We start from the raw sequence: 15,610 nt of genomic DNA on the forward strand, positions 1-15,610 counted from the left end.
CAAATTCGCAAATTTTTCAATTTAATGTTAAAATATATAATTTGCGAATTTGCGGTAAAAAAATAATTATGAATACACTAAACGACTTACATAAAATTTCTGGCTCTTTTTCGAATACCGAAAAAATGCCAGTGCTGTTTCTAGGACACGGAAGCCCGATGAACGCAATTGAAGAAAATCAGTTTGTAACGGGTTTTCGAAACTTGGCTAAAACCTTACCGCAACCGAATGCTATTTTGTGTATTTCAGCGCATTGGTTCACCAAAGGGACAAAGGTTACCGCAATGGAAATGCCAAGAACGATTCACGACTTTGGAGGTTTTCCGCAAGCGTTGTTCGACGTGCAATATCCAGCAAAAGGGAGTCCGGAATTAGCAATAGAAACCAAACAATTGTTGACACCAGCAGAAGTAGAGCTGGACGAACATTGGGGTTTAGATCACGGAGCTTGGAGTGTCATCAAACATTTATATCCAGAAGCTAATGTTCCCGTGATTCAGTTGAGTATTGATTATACAAAATCCGGGCAATACCATTTTGAACTGGCTCAAAAACTAAGTGCATTGCGTACCAAAGGAATCCTGATCGTAGGCAGTGGCAATATTGTTCATAATTTAAGGTTGGTTGATTATCATAATTTCGATAAAGACAATTACGGTTACGATTGGGCAATTGAAGCAAGGGAATCGGTAAACAATTATTTACTGGACGGGAATTTTCAGCCATTGATTGATTTTGAGAAACAAAGCAAAGCATTTCAATTAGCGATTCCTACGCCAGAGCATTATTTACCTTTGATTTACACTTTGGGATTAAAAGGAAAATCCGAAGAACTGAGTTTGTTTAATGATAAATTATTGGCGGGTTCCTTGAGTATGACTTCGGTGAAGATTATGTGAAATAAATCTTATATTTGAAAAAGAAGATTGGCATACCAAAGTATATCGTAAAATAATATGGAAGAAAATATAGTAAGTATAGAAAATAGTTCAAAAGAAATTAGATTTCAAAATAATTTGATACTTGAAGAATATCGAGGTGACAAAATAAGGTTTTCTCAATGCTTTGTAAAAGATGGTGATTGGATTGAGGAAAACAAAGTATTGTTCACAATTCAAACCTTTTCAAAATCACCATCCTTTCCAGATAGAGAGCTATGGTGTAGTTCCGAAGTAAGGTCTATAAAAAACGGAATTATTGAGTTTAAAAAAAAGCAAGATGAGCCAATTGTAGTAGGAGATTTATTGTGTGTTATTCATCCATTAGGTATATATCCTTTTGAAAATACACCATTAAGACCAACGTATAAATTTTATTTTGATCTGAATAAAATTCACTTGGTTCAATTAAGGAATGGTTCAATTAAAGAATGGTTCAAACAAGATGGTGAATTTGTTGAAAAAGGAGAAAAAATATTTTCTATTACAGTAGAAAACGAATTAATTAATTATGTTGCAGAAAAAGAAGGTTATATAGAAATTGTAAAAAAAATCAGGACAGAATCGTATTCTCAAGCAGAAAATAAAATTTCACATTATGAACTAATTTATGTTATTCGTGATGAAGAAACACATAATATATGGGTGAATGATAAATTTAAAAATATTCCAGAGGTTATTGTAGATGATTTTACTAGGAATAAAACTATTAGATGGGAGATAGGAAGGATTAAAACAAAATCTTTGGATGATACAATAAATTTAGATTTTTCATTTAATAACATAAACAATAAAGACTATATAGTTTTTAATTTTATTACAAGTGATTTAAAGTTAAGAAAAGACGATAATGTTTCTTTTTTGTTTGAAGACGGCAGAATTATAAGTTTCAAAATTAATAATCCATCTTATAAAATAAATCAATATTGGTCTGAAAATAAGGCACAAATAACCGATGATGAAATTTTCCATTTTGAAAAGGAAAAATTTTCCAAATGGAAAATATATTGTTTGAAAACAAAGAATGAGATTTTAGGAGGGATTATAGGTAAATATGGTATATATAATTCTTCAATATATTTAATTTTGGTAATACAACGATTAGCAAAAGAATATCGTGAATTGGTTAGAAATGAGATACCTGATTATAAACCATTGCTAGAGCATAATATTGTTATTTCACAGAGTTCAATAATTGAAATTGATGAATGTTATGTTTATTTGATGATTGATACTATAAACCAATATCATAAAATTGGTATTTCAAATAAACCAAGTTGGAGAGAAAAGACTTTACAAAGCGAGAAACCTTCTATCGAACTTATTGCTAGTAAAAAATTTGTTAGCAGAAGAATTGCTTTAAGTATAGAAAAAGCATTTCATAATACTTTTGCTGATAAAAGGGTTAGAGGAGAATGGTTTCAACTCAATGAAATGGATATTGAAGAAATTAGAATTACACTAACGAATTAGATTTTATGGAAAAGATTTTGAATAATGAATATGTGGATAAAGAATTTGAGGAGGCTTGTAAGAAAACTGATAAAATTAGAGAAGATGGTTTAAGAAATGTTTTTAAGCATTTTGATAGGATACATGATAAGCTCTTTATTTTTAATAATATTTTGATTGCTGGCTTCTTTGGTTTATCTAAAATTGACAATCAAATTTCCGTTAAATTGATTATAATACCAATATTAAATTTGTGCTTTTTAATTTTTATTGAATATGAAATGATGGAAGTAAGTAGGTTTGATGCTACAATAAACGAACAATTTTTTGAAAATTATAAGTTTAATAAGGAAAGAATAAGTAGAATAACTTTATTTTCTCTTTTAAGCATTTTGTCAACACTCATAGTTTCTCTAACATTTTTATATTTTTTATTCCAATGAAAATAATAGCCGTTATTCCCGCACGTTAAGTCCCCAGCTAGCGAGAGCGCAATGTCATTAAGTTAAGGGAAATCCAGCGGATTTCAATGTTTATAGAACCCTAGATACCACACGCCACCAACCCCAGCGGGGTTGTATTATTTTGGAAAACATACGACCCCGCTGGGGTCGTTGTGGAAATCGAATATTATTTCTATAAACATTTGACCTCTCCGAGGTCAGTATAATCCTTAACTTAATGACATTGAGCGAGAGCGTCTCGCTCGTGACCATAAACAAATATAACTTCCTCTTTTAAGAATAAATAATAACAATCCCAAAACAAATCCTCAAAACTAATTATTGTGAAAACAGAAGACGATAAAAAATTAGATAATCCCGTTTGGTTTTCGTTATCAGAAATGCATCAAAGTTTTGCGGTAGATTATGGCGGTGTAAAATTCTATCATCCTGATTATTGTCCGTTTGGTGGTTTTGTAAAAGGCAATGCGATTGCAATTTCTATCGATGAATATTCTGCTATGGTTGACAATTTTTTTATTGTTGGAGAAAAACCGGAACTTTCAAATCTATTGAAGTTAAATAAAGAATTTATTTGTCTTCAAATGATTGTTTACAATCCAATCGATATTGCAATTAATGATCCAATCATAAAACTTACTGGCGAACATATTGATGCTTTATATGAGTTAGTGAACTTTGTGCAACCGGGATATTTTAAAAGAAAAACGGCTTTATTGGGCAATTATTATGGAATTTTAAAAAACGATGAACTTGTAGCCGTGACTGGTGAGCGCATGCAAATGAATGATTTTATAGAAGTAAGCGCAGTAGTCACACATCCCAATCATTCAGGAAAAGGATACGCTAAACAATTAGTTGCCCATGCTGTAAATGAAATTTTCAAGCAAAATAAAACTCCTTATTTACATGTGATTGAAGATAACATGGGAGCAATACGATTGTACGAAAAATTGGGGTTTACAATTAGACGAAAAATTAGTTTTTGGAATATCACAAAGTAAATTTAGGTGTGAATTGAGAACATTTTTGTAAATCCTAAAAACATGCTAACTTAGCGCCCAGCTAACTTGATTGTTCCGTTTGCCCCAAATAAAAAATTTAAAATAAAAACTTTGCGACTTAGTGTCTTCGTGGCAAAATGAAAAATATAAAAATGAAAATAATAGCAGTCATTCCCGCCCGTTACGCTTCCACACGATTTTCCGCAAAACTAATGCAGGATTTGGGAGGTAAAACGGTTATTTTAAGAACTTATGAAGCAGCCATAAACACCCATTTATTTGATGATGTTTTTGTGGTAACGGATTCGGATTTAATTTATGATGAAATCGTTTCTCATGGTGGAAAAGCCATTCGAAGCATTAAAGAACACGAATCGGGTAGTGATCGAATTGCGGAAGCCGTCGAAAATCTGGATGTTGATATTGTGATTAATGTACAAGGAGACGAACCGTTTATTGATGCGGAACCTTTGGCAAAAGTCATTGAAATTTTTAGAAATGATTTGGATGAAAAAGTAGATTTAGCTTCGTTGATGCGCGAAATTACAAACGAAGATGATATCAATAATCCCAACAATGTAAAAGTTGTGGTAGATCAAAATGGATTTGCATTATATTTTTCACGTTCGGTAATTCCATATCCAAGAGAGAAAAACGTGGGCGTTCGTTATATGCAACACATCGGGATTTATGCCTTTAGAAAAGAGGCTTTATTAGACTTTTACAGTTTGCCGATGAAATCATTGGAAGCCTCCGAAAAACTGGAGCAACTTCGTTATTTAGAATTTGGTAAAAAAATCAAAATGGTCGAAACTACTCATGTTGGAATCGGAATTGATACTTTGGAAGATTTAGAAAAAGCTCGAAAGATGCTTGAATAAATTAAAAAACCGCAGATTCACAGATTATCAATTAAATCTGCGAATCTGCGGTCGTGTTTTTTGAAGTCATTAATTATAGCAGTTTTTATTCTAATTTTTCAATTACGATTAATTCATTGTGTACTTCAATTCTGGGTATAGTTCTTATTTTGAAATGATTTTCATAAAATTCAGAAACATATTTTTGATTTCTTATATTTTGTGTTTCATTCAAAATCATCGTATTGAAAAGAATGAAACCTTTACTTCTTAAAAGGAAACAGATGCGGTTGATAAAGAATGTTTCAAATAAAAAATTGGGCATTGTAGTATCTTGGAAGATATCAATAATAATCAAATCGTATTTGCTTTTGGTTTTCAAAACAAATTCAAATGCATCTTCAATAACAATATCAAGTTGGGGTATTTTATCTAAAGCAAAATATTTATTAGCAACCTTAATTATATCGGAATCAATTTCAACTCCGGTTATTTTTCCTTTAAATTTAATTTCATCAACCAACGTTTTTATGACACTACCTCCAGCTACTCCCAAAACCAAAATATGTTCCATGTCAGCTATTTTTTCGTAGCCAATGTTTTTTAGTCCGATTCTTAAAATACGTTGTAGACTTCCATACGAATAATTGGCATTTTCAGAATCTAAAAGTAACTCACCATTTGCCCAGGTCACTTCAATCGATTTGCTCAATGGAGATTTTGATTGGTAAATTTTTATTGGAATAAGGTAACTAAATATTTTTTTAATCATTAGGAACAGTTTTACTCAAAAATAAGATATTAATTATTTATTTTGTGCGAAAGAATTAAAGAATGAAGAAACAATTTTATAAATGGGTATTTTTTAAGCTGATGGGGTGGAAAATAGTTGGGACCATAGATGCAAATATTAAAGAATGTGTTATGATGGTCATGCCACATACTAGCGCTCATGATTTTTATTTGGGAATTTTCACCAGAGGAATAACTGGGTTGGAAATGAACTGGGTTGGGAAAAAAGAATTATTTCGTTTTCCTTTTGGATTTTATTTCAAATATATGGGTGGTGAACCTTTGGATCGAACTGGAGGATTGAATAAAGTAGATTCCATTGCAGCTATTTTTCAAAGAAAGGAAGTTTTTCGACTTGCCGTTGCACCCGAAGGAACCCGTGAAAAAGTAAGCGAACTAAAAACAGGATTTTATTACATTGCCTTAAAAGCAAATGTTCCCATAATTCCTGTTGCTTTTAATTTTGGTAAAAAAGAAGTGAATCTGGGAAATCCATTAATGCCTTCAGGAAATTTAGAAACTGATATGATTATTTTGAAAAAACATTATATAGGAGTAGAAGGTAAAATTCCTGAAAAAGGATATTTTTTTCAATAAAAGTTAAAATAATACCAAAAAGATAAAACCAAAAGTTTTTGTTTTTCGTAAGTATAATTAAATCTCTAAAATTATACTTATGAAAAATTTATTTATTACTTCCGCATTTCTAATCGTACTATTCGCATCATGCGATAATAATGATTCTAATTCTACTCCGGCAGAATTGAACTTGGTTACCTCAAGTAACACATCAGGAAAAGTTACATATACTAATTTATTGGCAACAATGCCAACAGTAAAATCATATACGGTGAGTTCAGCAGACGCTGAGGGAATATCATATAACGTTGAAACAGATGAGATTATAATTGCTTCCAGAACAAATAACCGCTTAGAAACCTATTCAGGATTGAAAACTGCATTTACAGAAGGAACTGATAATTTAATGTTGACATTGAACAGTATTACCGGAGAATTTTCTAATGCGAGAGAAACTGCTATTTCCGGAGATAAAATTGTGGTTACTCAAGACCAATCGACTAGTAATGGGATGATTAATAAATTATTTGTATATCAAAAAACAACTACAGGTTTTACATTGATGAAAACATATATAACCGATTTTAAACTATGGGGAATACACATGGATGGGGCAGATTTGTATGCTGTTGCTGATTTGACAGGTGATATTGTACAATTCAAAAATTTCATGACTAATGCTTCAGGTAATATTTCAGCTACTAAGCGTGTAACTATTGCAAGTTTAACCCGTACTCATGGAATTACATATTCAGCTTCAGATGATGTTATGATTCTTACAGATGTTGCCAGTGCAACTTCAGCAACTGATGGAGGTCTTGTCATAATAAAAAATTTCGCCAGTGTTTTTGCTTCAACAGCTACATCAGGAACAATTGCTTTGACAAACCAAGTTAGAGTTTACGGTCCTAATTCACTTTTAGGAAATCCTGTAGACGTTGCTTATGATAGTGTAACAAAGAATATTTATGTTGCCGAAAGACTCAACGCTGGTGGACAAGTATTGACTTATAGTTATCCAACAACTTCGGGTGATTTTGCTCCAATCAATGTAAGAGCCGAAGCAGGGGTGACTTCGATTTTTGTTCTAAGAAAATAGGGATACGTTTTAAGCTTACTTTTTTTAAATAACCCCCAATTCGGAAAACTGAATTGGGGGGTATTTTTTAATCCGGAACATAACTTTTAAAAGTTCCATTTTTATAAAAAATTACAATTTTATCAATTTCACTCGAATTTGATGCTGTGGCTATATTTTGAGTTTGCGTCTTTTTTGTTTCCAAAGCATTTATCGGATTTGTATTTTTTATTTCTGAGAATAAATTTTCTGGAATACTTTCGTTGCTTAATGGAGTAGGACTATTTTGTTTTACAGTTTCCTCAGATGCATTTTCTTTTTTATCACGTTCCGTATTTTTTGGAAATGTGCCTTTCCCATTCAAAATCCAATACAAATCAACATCAGGAAAAACGTCTAAAATTTTAAGGATGAAATCCAGACTTGGCTTGTTTCTTCCTGAAAGCAGGTGAGACAAACTGGAACGCTGCACCCCAATTTTATCTGCAAAAGAGGAAGCATTCAAACTGTAATAATCCAGTATAATTTCTAGTCTTTTTATAAAATCGTCTGTGTTTACCATTGTAAATTTGGATTAAAAATAATCTATTTACAAATGTAACTAAATCAGGTTGAAATACCAAAATTACAAGTGTAAATAGTATTTATTTTAACATTTTAATTAAAGTTATGTTGACTATAACTACAACTAACGTATTGATAGTTAAAACAATAATTAATAATAATGTTTTACGTAACATTTGTTAATTGGAGCGTAAAGGTTTAGAAGGATCGGGTGCAAAAAAGTGTTTACATCCTTGAAATAATTTGAATTTAACGTGTTTACAAATGTAAATATAAAGATGTTTACTTTTGTAAATCAAATAATATAGTATGAATTTAGAACAATTATTCAGTCAATATAAAGAAGAATCTATCTCCGGGCGTTACATTACTTTAGATTCAATTGAGCCTTTATTGAGAAAATTAAACGCCAATAATGAGTTAAAAATTATCGGAAAATCAGTCTTAGGAAAGTCTATTTATTCGTATCAAATTGGACAAGGCGAAACCAAAATTTTTCTGTGGTCTCAAATGCATGGAAATGAAAGCACCACTACAAAAGCACTATTTGATTTCTTAAATGTCCTCAATAGTGGTTCAGATTTAGCGAAGCAATTGCTGACGGATTTTACTTTTTGCAGTATTCCAATGTTAAATCCTGACGGAGCTACTTTATATACACGTGAAAATGCCAATAAAATTGATCTTAATCGAGACTCTCAGGATCTTTCTCAACCTGAAAGCAAGATATTGAGGGAAACTTTCGAATCTTTCAAACCTGATTATTGCTTTAATCTTCATGATCAACGCACTATATTTGGAGTTAGTAATACGGGCAAACCGGCAACATTGTCTTTTTTGGCACCTTCTTATAATGAAGAGAGAGAAATAAATGAATCTAGATTAAAAGCCATTAATTTAATTGCAGCCGTGAATGACGTTTTGCAAGACTATTTACCAAATCAAATAGGACGTTTTGACGATTCGTTTAATATAAACTGTATAGGGGATACTTTTCAGTATTTAGGTGTGCCAACTTTATTGTTTGAAGCGGGACATTTTGCAAATGATTATGATAGAGAAGAAACGAGAAAATTTGTTTTTATGGCGTTAATTTCCAGTTTTACGATACTTAGCGAAAACGTTATAGTTGACAACGGAATTAATAAATATTTGAATATTCCTCAAAATAAAGTCGTTTTTTATGATTTAATGTATAAAAACATCAGAATAAATTATGATGGTATTGAAAAAATCACCAATTTTGCAGCACAATACAAAGAAGAGTTATTTGAAAATCAGATTTACTTTAACGCCTATATTTCTGAAATTGGCGAATTAGAAAATCATTTTGGTCATTATGTGTATGATGCTGAAGGAGCACGCTATAAGGATGACTATGATGGTTTTCCGAAATTAAATCAAAAAGCTGATTTTTACTTAGATAATAACATAAAATTTGTTAACGGAATGATAAAAGTATAATATTTATATCGTTTTATTAATTTTTATGTATATTTTTATACTTTGTAATAGTAATTATTAATATTAATTAAAGAAATATGAGTAAGTTTCGTTTAGATGAAGTAGATCACCAGATATTAGATATGTTGATAGACAACACAAGAGTTCCGTTTACAGATATAGCAAAAAAATTGTTGATTTCTGCAGGAACTGTGCATGTTAGAGTAAAAAAAATGGAAGATGCAGGGATTATAATGGGATCTTCATTAGTTCTTGATTATGATAAATTAGGATATTCTTTTATTGCATATGTAGGTGTTTTTCTTAACAATACGTCTCAAACTAAATTTGTTTTAGAGCGTATTAATGAAATTCCTTATGTAACAGTTGCATCTGTAACAACAGGTAAATTTAATATTTTCTGTAAAATCAGAGCTAAAGATACTAAACATGCTAAGGATGTTATCTTTATGATTGATGATATAGAAGGCGTTTACAGAACAGAAACTATGATTTCTCTTGAAGAAAGTATAAATGATAAGAAGCGCCTAATGCATACTATTTTTAAAAATATGTAATTAATTCTTGAACGCTATATTCTAAAAATATAACCTCAAGTTTATTCTTGGGGTTTTTTTATGAAAAATTAACTAACTAAATCAACTATAACTGAATTATGTACACGCTGCCTAAAATAGAACGTTTCAATCAAGATGTTCTTTCGAAATATCACATTTATAATAGTGTTTTTATTACATTACCTTTTGATTCTATAGATAATACAGGTGTTTTGCTTCCTTTGTTTACAGATGTTTGTGATACGGGTTTTAAAAAACAAGAAACACCTAAAGAAATAGTCGATTTTTTTGCTAAAAGATACTTACATAGCGCTTCAGAAACGGAAAAAATTGATTTAATGTTTCGTTTTATTCAATATATCGAACGCCAAATCGTGTTGTTTGATGCGATTGAAGATGCTGCTTTTCCTGTAGTTAACAATATGGAAGGAAGAGGATCGCTAAGAGATATCAAAGAAAAATCAGAAGCAAAAGAGAAGGAAGAAGAATTGATTAATTTCTTAGAAGATTTTAATGTAAGAACGGTCTTAACAGCTCATCCTACACAATTTTATCCTGGTGCTGTACTTGGTATTATCAATGATTTAACGGATGCTATCCGTAAAAATAATTTGCTGGACATCAAACAATTGTTAGCACAATTGGGTAAAACTCCTTTTATTCAAAATGAAAAACCGAATCCTTTTGATGAAGCGGTAAGTTTAATTTGGTACCTTGAAAATGTATTTTATAAAACTTCGGGAGACATGGTTCATTATCTCCAAAAGAATATTTTTAATGGAAATTCTATTAAAAATCCATTAATTAAACTTGGATTCTGGCCCGGTGGAGACCGTGATGGAAATCCATTTGTAACTACAGAGATTACCTTGAAAGTTGCGGAACGTTTGAGAACTTCTATATTGAAATGTTATTACATTGAAATGAGGAATTTAAAACGCAAGTTAACATTCTCAGGTGTAGATACTTTAGTTTCAGAACTTGAATCTAAACTTTACCGTTCTGTTTTTTATTCACGAGGAGAGATTTTTATTACTTTGGATGAATTTAAATCACAATTGAAAAAAATTAAACAGATAATCATTGATCAACATCAATCATTATATCTTGATGAGTTGGACGCACTTTTGATTAAAGTCAATTTGTTTGGTTTCCATTTCGCCTCTTTGGATATTCGTCAAAACAGTAAAATTCACGATGCTGTATTTAATGACGTTGTAGAATTTTATTTGAATTCAAATCCAGATGTTTTTCCTGAAAATTATTTTGAATTATCGGAAGAAGAGAAATTTGCAGTTCTTTCTAATGTTAATGGAGATCTAAATCCAAATGTATTCAATGATGAAATGACTAGATCGACTATTGAATCGATTCAGGCTATTAAAACAATACAGGGAAATAATGGTGAATTTGGTGCAAACCGTTATATTATAAGTAATAATGAAAGTGCGCTTAATGTGATGGAAACTTTCGCGTTATTCCGTTTAAGTAATTGGGAAAATCCATCTGTTGATATTATTCCGCTTTTTGAATCTGTTGACGATTTACAAAATGCGCATGCTATCATGGAGAAATTATATACTAATCCTGCTTATGCAAAACATTTGGTAAACAGAAACAATAAGCAAACTATAATGCTTGGTTTTTCTGACGGTACGAAAGATGGAGGTTATTTAATGGCAAACTGGAGTATTTATAAAGCCAAAGAAGAACTTACCGAAATCTCTAGAAAATATGGAATAAAAGCTATTTTCTTTGATGGCCGTGGTGGTCCTCCAGCTCGTGGTGGTGGAAAAACACATAAATTCTATGCTTCATTAGGTCCAAATATTGAAAATAATGAGATTCAAGTTACCGTACAAGGACAAACGATAAGTTCTAATTTTGGAACTTTAGATTCTTGTCGTTATAATTTAGAAAATTTACTAAGTGCTGGTGTAACCAATCAAGTTTTCAGCAAAGGTCAAAACGAATTGTCAAGTAACGAAAAAGATATTTTGAATCAATTAGCAGAATTAGGATATGAAAAATACTTGAGTTTTAAGAATCATCCTAAATTCATCCCATACTTGGAGCAAATGAGTACTTTGAAATATTATGCCAAAACTAATATTGGAAGCAGACCATCAAAAAGAAGTAAATCTGAAAGTTTAGATTTTGCGGATTTACGTGCGATTCCATTCGTGGGTTCTTGGAGTCAGTTAAAACAAAATGTACCAGGATTTTTTGGTGTAGGATCAGCTTTGAAACATTTTGAAGATACAGATCAATGGAATAAAGTTCAAGATTTGTATGACAACTCTTTATTCTTTAAGACTTTGTTAGAAAACAGTATGATGTCATTGGCAAAATCATTTTTTCCATTAACAGCTTACATGAAAAAAGACCCTGAATTTGGTGTTTTTTGGCAAATAATCTATGATGAATTTTTAGAAACAAAACGTTTGCTTTTGAAAATTGCTGGTCATAAAGAATTGATGGAAAATTACCCTGATGGTAAAGCATCCATACAAATAAGAGAGCGTATAGTGTTGCCATTGTTAACAATACAACAATATGCTTTGCTGAGAATTAATGAAATAAATAAAGAGAAAAACCCTGATAGAGACTTGATTAAAGTGTATGAGAAAATTGTAACACGTTCTCTTTTTGGAAATACAAACGCAAGTAGAAATTCAGCTTAATTGTAAAAAATGAAAACAGATGAATTGCCTGTAAATGAATATTCTGAATTTAACGCAACTTATATCAAAGCTGCGGGTAATATTGAAATGATTGAAGAATTGGAAATTTGTCTTCACGATTTTATTCGTTTTGTACAAAATATTCCTATGGATAAATTTGATTATAGATACGCCGAAGGGAAGTGGACAATCAAAGATATAATTCAACACATCATTGATACGGAACGGATTTTTGGGTATCGTGCGTTGCGAATTTCTAGAAATGACAAAACACCATTACATGGTTTTGAAGAAAATGATTATGTAGATAATACGAATGCAAATGATAGAAATATTCAGAACTTATTGACAGAATTGTCAGCGGTTAGGCATTCAAATTTGTTTCTTTTTAAAAGTTTTTCAGAGGAACAATTAAAAAGAATTGGAACTGCTTCTAATAATGAAATTTCAGTTCGTGCAATAGGTTTTATTCTTATTGGTCATCAAAAACACCATCAAAAAGTTTTTCAAGAAAGATATTTATAAGCTTATTCGAAACAGGTTGACCAGATCTTCAACTTGTTTTCAAAAGACATTGTATTAGCAGGACTAGTTGAAGGCATCACATAATACGTGATGCCTTTTATTTGTCCGAATTTTTTTAGAAAGTATTTATGACTTTCCTTTCCGTTAAATACGATTTTAGTTATTGCGGGAAATTCTTTAAATAAGGTTTCAAAATCATTTTCTTTATGATTTTTGATTTGAATATCCAAACTTCCTTTTCTTTCGCAATTTTCCAATACATCCCACAATCCAATTTTGTTGGTTTGCAGTAATTGTATTTTTTCTTCAAAAATTTCTGAGATGGGTAAATTATCCAGTATAGTATACATTATTTTCCAAAAATGATTCCTTTTGTGCGCATAATATTCCTGTTTTTCCAGAGAAGCTATACCGGGCATAGTTCCCAAAATCAAGATTTCAGTTTGAGAATTTACAAAAGGGGAAAATGAATTTATCATGTTTATTTTTTAAAGTACTGCATTTTCTTTTTCTAGTATAGCCAATGCTAAGCGGATTTTTCCGTAATCTATTTTTTCTTCAAAATAATCAAAATACGGTTTTAATGCGTTTGGAGACTCTAGTCTTATTTGTGCTTCGGCAATTCGGGATACTTCCTCTTTAGAAATAAAGGACTTCAAATCAATAGCAGCTCCGTCAACATATAATTTGGCTAAATGGGACATAATCGTACTCAAACCTAATTTTCGCTTTTGAGAAATTTCTTCAACTGATAATCCGTTTTGGTATAGTTCTAATGTTTCCTTATAAGTTGTTGCTTCTTTCTTTTTTTTGACAATTTTTGATTTTTGAAAATCAATGATGACTTTAATAAAGGCATCGCCATATTTTTCGAGTTTTGCTTTCCCAACGCCGTCAATTGCCAGTAATTCCTGGTCGCTCATGGGTCTTTCCGTTTCCATTTGGCGCAAAGCCGCATCACTAAAAATAACATAGGCGGGAACAGATTCTTCTTTGGAGATTTCGTAGCGCAGTTTTCGTAATGTATCAAATAATGAATTTGCAGTAGATTTACTTTTTGTTTCTTTGACTTCCTGTTTGTCAATATTGATTTTCTGAACCGTGGTCAATTGTACTTTCTCTCCTTCAAACAAGACTTTTTTGGAAAATTCGGTTAATCTAATTTTGTTTTGCTGATGAAAAGCAATTTCGCAATAGCCCAAATTAATGAGTTGAATTAAATATTGATTCCAATCAAACCAAGAAATATCAATACCAACACCATAGGTTTTTAGGTTTTGATATTCTTTTTCATAAATATAGGCGTTTTTTGAACCGCGTAAAAAATCAATGATTACGGGTAATGGTTCCGTTTCTTGCAAACGAATAATTGCTGATAATGCTTTTTGCGCAATAACAGTTCCGTCAAAAAAGGAAGGCGGTTTTTTGCAAATGTCACAATTCCCACAGTTTTCCGTAACGAGTTCTCCAAAATACGAGAGTAATATTTTTCTGCGACAACTCAAGGCATCAGCATATTGCTTCATTCTTTCCAGTTTCGCCAGTTGTACTTCAGCATTCAAACCTTGAGATGCAAATTTTTGTAGTTGAATAACATCACCATAGCTTTCGAACAATACCGTTTCTGAAGGTAATCCGTCACGGCCAGCACGACCAATTTCCTGATAATAACCTTCTATATTTTTAGGTAAATTATAATGGATTACCCAACGAACATTTGATTTGTCAATTCCCATTCCAAAAGCTATTGTAGCGCAGACCACCTGGCAATCATCATTGATAAACTCGTCTTGGGTTTTAGACCGAATTTTATTGTCTAAACCGGCGTGATAAGCTTTTGCATTAATACCGATTTTTTGTAGTTTTTCGGCAAGTTCTTCTGTTGTTTTTCTACTTAAGCAATACACTATTCCTGATTCATTTGGCTTTTCCTGAATGAAATCTATAATCTGTTTTACGCGATCTAAAGCGGGACGAACTTCTAGACTTAGATTTTTTCTATCAAAAGAAGCTACGAATATTTTAGGATCTATTAAGTTTAATTGTTCGCTAATATCCTTACGTGTAGCTTTATCAGCAGTTGCAGTTAAAGCTAAGATTGGAGTAGAAGGGAAGCGTTTTTTGAGATATCCCAAATTAGTATAGGCAGGACGAAAATCGTGTCCCCAAGCCGAAATGCAATGTGCCTCATCAATAGCAATAAGACTTATGGTTAAACTATTGAAAATGTTATCAAGATAAGAAAGACTTTCAGGTGCAATGTAAACTAATTTTATACTATTCGATTGTAAGCTTTCAATATAAAATTGACGTTCGGCTTCAGTTTGGCTGCTATTTATAAAACAGGCTTGGATTCCATTTGCTTTAAGACTGTCTACTTGATCTTTCATCAAAGCAATTAGTGGCGAAATTACGATTGTGATTCCTGAAAAAATTAATGCCGGTAATTGAAAACAAATTGATTTCCCACCACCCGTTGGCATAATGGCCAAAGTATCTTGACCGTAAAGTACACAATTTATTATGTCTTCCTGATTGGGTCTGAATTTTTCAAAACCAAAGTTTTCCTTGAGTTTGGCATGTAAAATTTGTTGCGTCATTTTGGCGTATATTTTGAATTCTAAATTAACAAAAAAAGGAACTCGTTTG

The 15,610-nt window shown here is 31.4% G+C and carries 15 protein-coding genes; 11 read left to right on the plus strand and 4 right to left on the minus strand.

Features of this window, described 5'->3' with window-relative positions:
- The first annotated feature begins 68 nt into the window (after positions 1–68).
- From ygiD to kdsB, 5 genes are all read left to right on the plus strand, one after another.
- Positions 69–899, plus strand: a complete 831-nt coding sequence (ygiD, locus tag ACM55K_RS14050; protein ID WP_416850906.1) for a 4,5-DOPA-extradiol-dioxygenase — start codon at positions 69–71, stop codon at positions 897–899.
- A gap of 57 nt (positions 900–956) precedes the next feature.
- A complete protein-coding gene (locus tag ACM55K_RS14055) occupies positions 957–2,411 on the plus strand; it encodes a GIY-YIG nuclease family protein (protein WP_416850907.1) in 1,455 nt (484 codons plus the stop codon).
- Positions 2,412–2,416: 5 nt separating this feature from the next.
- Complete coding sequence (locus ACM55K_RS14060) at positions 2,417–2,833, plus strand: hypothetical protein (RefSeq protein WP_416850908.1); 417 nt, start codon at positions 2,417–2,419, stop codon at positions 2,831–2,833.
- Positions 2,834–3,177: 344 nt separating this feature from the next.
- Positions 3,178–3,858: a GNAT family N-acetyltransferase gene (locus tag ACM55K_RS14065; RefSeq protein WP_416850909.1), complete on the plus strand. Its 681-nt coding sequence runs from the start codon at positions 3,178–3,180 to the stop codon at positions 3,856–3,858.
- Positions 3,859–4,010: 152 nt separating this feature from the next.
- Positions 4,011–4,739, plus strand: a complete 729-nt coding sequence (gene kdsB / locus ACM55K_RS14070; RefSeq protein WP_416850910.1) for a 3-deoxy-manno-octulosonate cytidylyltransferase — start codon at positions 4,011–4,013, stop codon at positions 4,737–4,739.
- An 85-nt stretch (positions 4,740–4,824) separates the two neighbouring features.
- Here kdsB and ACM55K_RS14075 read toward each other — a convergent pair whose 3' ends face one another.
- Positions 4,825–5,490: a spermidine synthase gene (locus ACM55K_RS14075; protein ID WP_416850911.1), complete on the minus strand. Its 666-nt coding sequence runs from the start codon at positions 5,488–5,490 to the stop codon at positions 4,825–4,827.
- 62 nt (positions 5,491–5,552) lie between these two features.
- On the opposite strand from ACM55K_RS14075, the gene ACM55K_RS14080 reads away from it, so the two are divergent.
- Both ACM55K_RS14080 and ACM55K_RS14085 read left to right on the plus strand, forming a co-directional pair.
- Positions 5,553–6,107, plus strand: a complete 555-nt coding sequence (locus ACM55K_RS14080) for a 1-acyl-sn-glycerol-3-phosphate acyltransferase (RefSeq protein ID WP_416850912.1) — start codon at positions 5,553–5,555, stop codon at positions 6,105–6,107.
- Between the two features lie 79 nt (positions 6,108–6,186).
- Positions 6,187–7,188, plus strand: coding sequence for a hypothetical protein (locus ACM55K_RS14085; RefSeq protein ID WP_416850913.1), 1,002 nt, complete (start codon positions 6,187–6,189; stop codon positions 7,186–7,188).
- 67 nt (positions 7,189–7,255) lie between these two features.
- Here the strand turns inward: ACM55K_RS14085 and ACM55K_RS14090 are convergent, their stop codons facing one another.
- Positions 7,256–7,729, minus strand: a complete 474-nt coding sequence (locus ACM55K_RS14090) for a helix-turn-helix domain-containing protein (RefSeq protein ID WP_416850914.1) — start codon at positions 7,727–7,729, stop codon at positions 7,256–7,258.
- 311 nt (positions 7,730–8,040) lie between these two features.
- On the opposite strand from ACM55K_RS14090, the gene ACM55K_RS14095 reads away from it, so the two are divergent.
- From ACM55K_RS14095 to ACM55K_RS14110, 4 genes are all read left to right on the plus strand, one after another.
- On the plus strand, positions 8,041–9,195 hold the full coding sequence (locus tag ACM55K_RS14095) for a M14 family metallopeptidase (RefSeq protein ID WP_416850915.1): 1,155 nt from the start codon (positions 8,041–8,043) through the stop codon (positions 9,193–9,195).
- A 77-nt stretch (positions 9,196–9,272) separates the two neighbouring features.
- Positions 9,273–9,752 carry an Lrp/AsnC family transcriptional regulator gene (locus ACM55K_RS14100; protein ID WP_035672404.1) on the plus strand — a complete coding sequence of 160 codons (480 nt, stop codon included), beginning with the start codon at positions 9,273–9,275 and terminating at the stop codon, positions 9,750–9,752.
- 98 nt (positions 9,753–9,850) lie between these two features.
- On the plus strand, positions 9,851–12,436 hold the full coding sequence (locus ACM55K_RS14105) for a phosphoenolpyruvate carboxylase (protein WP_416850916.1): 2,586 nt from the start codon (positions 9,851–9,853) through the stop codon (positions 12,434–12,436).
- A gap of 9 nt (positions 12,437–12,445) precedes the next feature.
- Positions 12,446–12,961, plus strand: coding sequence for a DinB family protein (locus ACM55K_RS14110; protein WP_416850917.1), 516 nt, complete (start codon positions 12,446–12,448; stop codon positions 12,959–12,961).
- Positions 12,962–12,963: 2 nt separating this feature from the next.
- Here ACM55K_RS14110 and ACM55K_RS14115 read toward each other — a convergent pair whose 3' ends face one another.
- Together ACM55K_RS14115 and recQ are read right to left on the minus strand one after the other, a co-directional pair.
- Entirely contained in the window at positions 12,964–13,440 is a 477-nt protein-coding gene (locus ACM55K_RS14115) for a DNA-deoxyinosine glycosylase (protein WP_416850918.1), read from the minus strand.
- A gap of 9 nt (positions 13,441–13,449) precedes the next feature.
- Positions 13,450–15,561, minus strand: coding sequence for a DNA helicase RecQ (gene recQ / locus ACM55K_RS14120; protein WP_416850919.1), 2,112 nt, complete (start codon positions 15,559–15,561; stop codon positions 13,450–13,452).
- Positions 15,562–15,610: the final 49 nt, after the last annotated feature.

The organism is Flavobacterium arabinosi, assembly GCF_048158725.1.
In the GTDB taxonomy this organism is placed as follows: domain Bacteria; phylum Bacteroidota; class Bacteroidia; order Flavobacteriales; family Flavobacteriaceae; genus Flavobacterium; species Flavobacterium arabinosi.

Excerpts from the sequence above, each read along its gene's own strand:
- ygiD (WP_416850906.1), top strand. The coding sequence starts at position 69 with ATGAATACACTAAACGACTTACATAAAATTTCTGGCTCTTTTTCGAAT.
- ACM55K_RS14055 (WP_416850907.1), top strand. The coding sequence starts at position 957 with ATGGAAGAAAATATAGTAAGTATAGAAAATAGTTCAAAAGAAATTAGA.
- ACM55K_RS14060 (WP_416850908.1), top strand. The coding sequence starts at position 2,417 with ATGGAAAAGATTTTGAATAATGAATATGTGGATAAAGAATTTGAGGAG.
- kdsB (WP_416850910.1), top strand. The coding sequence starts at position 4,011 with ATGAAAATAATAGCAGTCATTCCCGCCCGTTACGCTTCCACACGATTT.
- ACM55K_RS14075 (WP_416850911.1), bottom strand. The coding sequence starts at position 5,490 with ATGATTAAAAAAATATTTAGTTACCTTATTCCAATAAAAATTTACCAA.
- ACM55K_RS14080 (WP_416850912.1), top strand. The coding sequence starts at position 5,553 with ATGAAGAAACAATTTTATAAATGGGTATTTTTTAAGCTGATGGGGTGG.
- ACM55K_RS14085 (WP_416850913.1), top strand. The coding sequence starts at position 6,187 with ATGAAAAATTTATTTATTACTTCCGCATTTCTAATCGTACTATTCGCA.
- ACM55K_RS14090 (WP_416850914.1), bottom strand. The coding sequence starts at position 7,729 with ATGGTAAACACAGACGATTTTATAAAAAGACTAGAAATTATACTGGAT.
- ACM55K_RS14095 (WP_416850915.1), top strand. The coding sequence starts at position 8,041 with ATGAATTTAGAACAATTATTCAGTCAATATAAAGAAGAATCTATCTCC.
- ACM55K_RS14100 (WP_035672404.1), top strand. The coding sequence starts at position 9,273 with ATGAGTAAGTTTCGTTTAGATGAAGTAGATCACCAGATATTAGATATG.
- ACM55K_RS14105 (WP_416850916.1), top strand. The coding sequence starts at position 9,851 with ATGTACACGCTGCCTAAAATAGAACGTTTCAATCAAGATGTTCTTTCG.
- ACM55K_RS14110 (WP_416850917.1), top strand. The coding sequence starts at position 12,446 with ATGAAAACAGATGAATTGCCTGTAAATGAATATTCTGAATTTAACGCA.
- ACM55K_RS14115 (WP_416850918.1), bottom strand. The coding sequence starts at position 13,440 with ATGATAAATTCATTTTCCCCTTTTGTAAATTCTCAAACTGAAATCTTG.
- recQ (WP_416850919.1), bottom strand. The coding sequence starts at position 15,561 with ATGACGCAACAAATTTTACATGCCAAACTCAAGGAAAACTTTGGTTTT.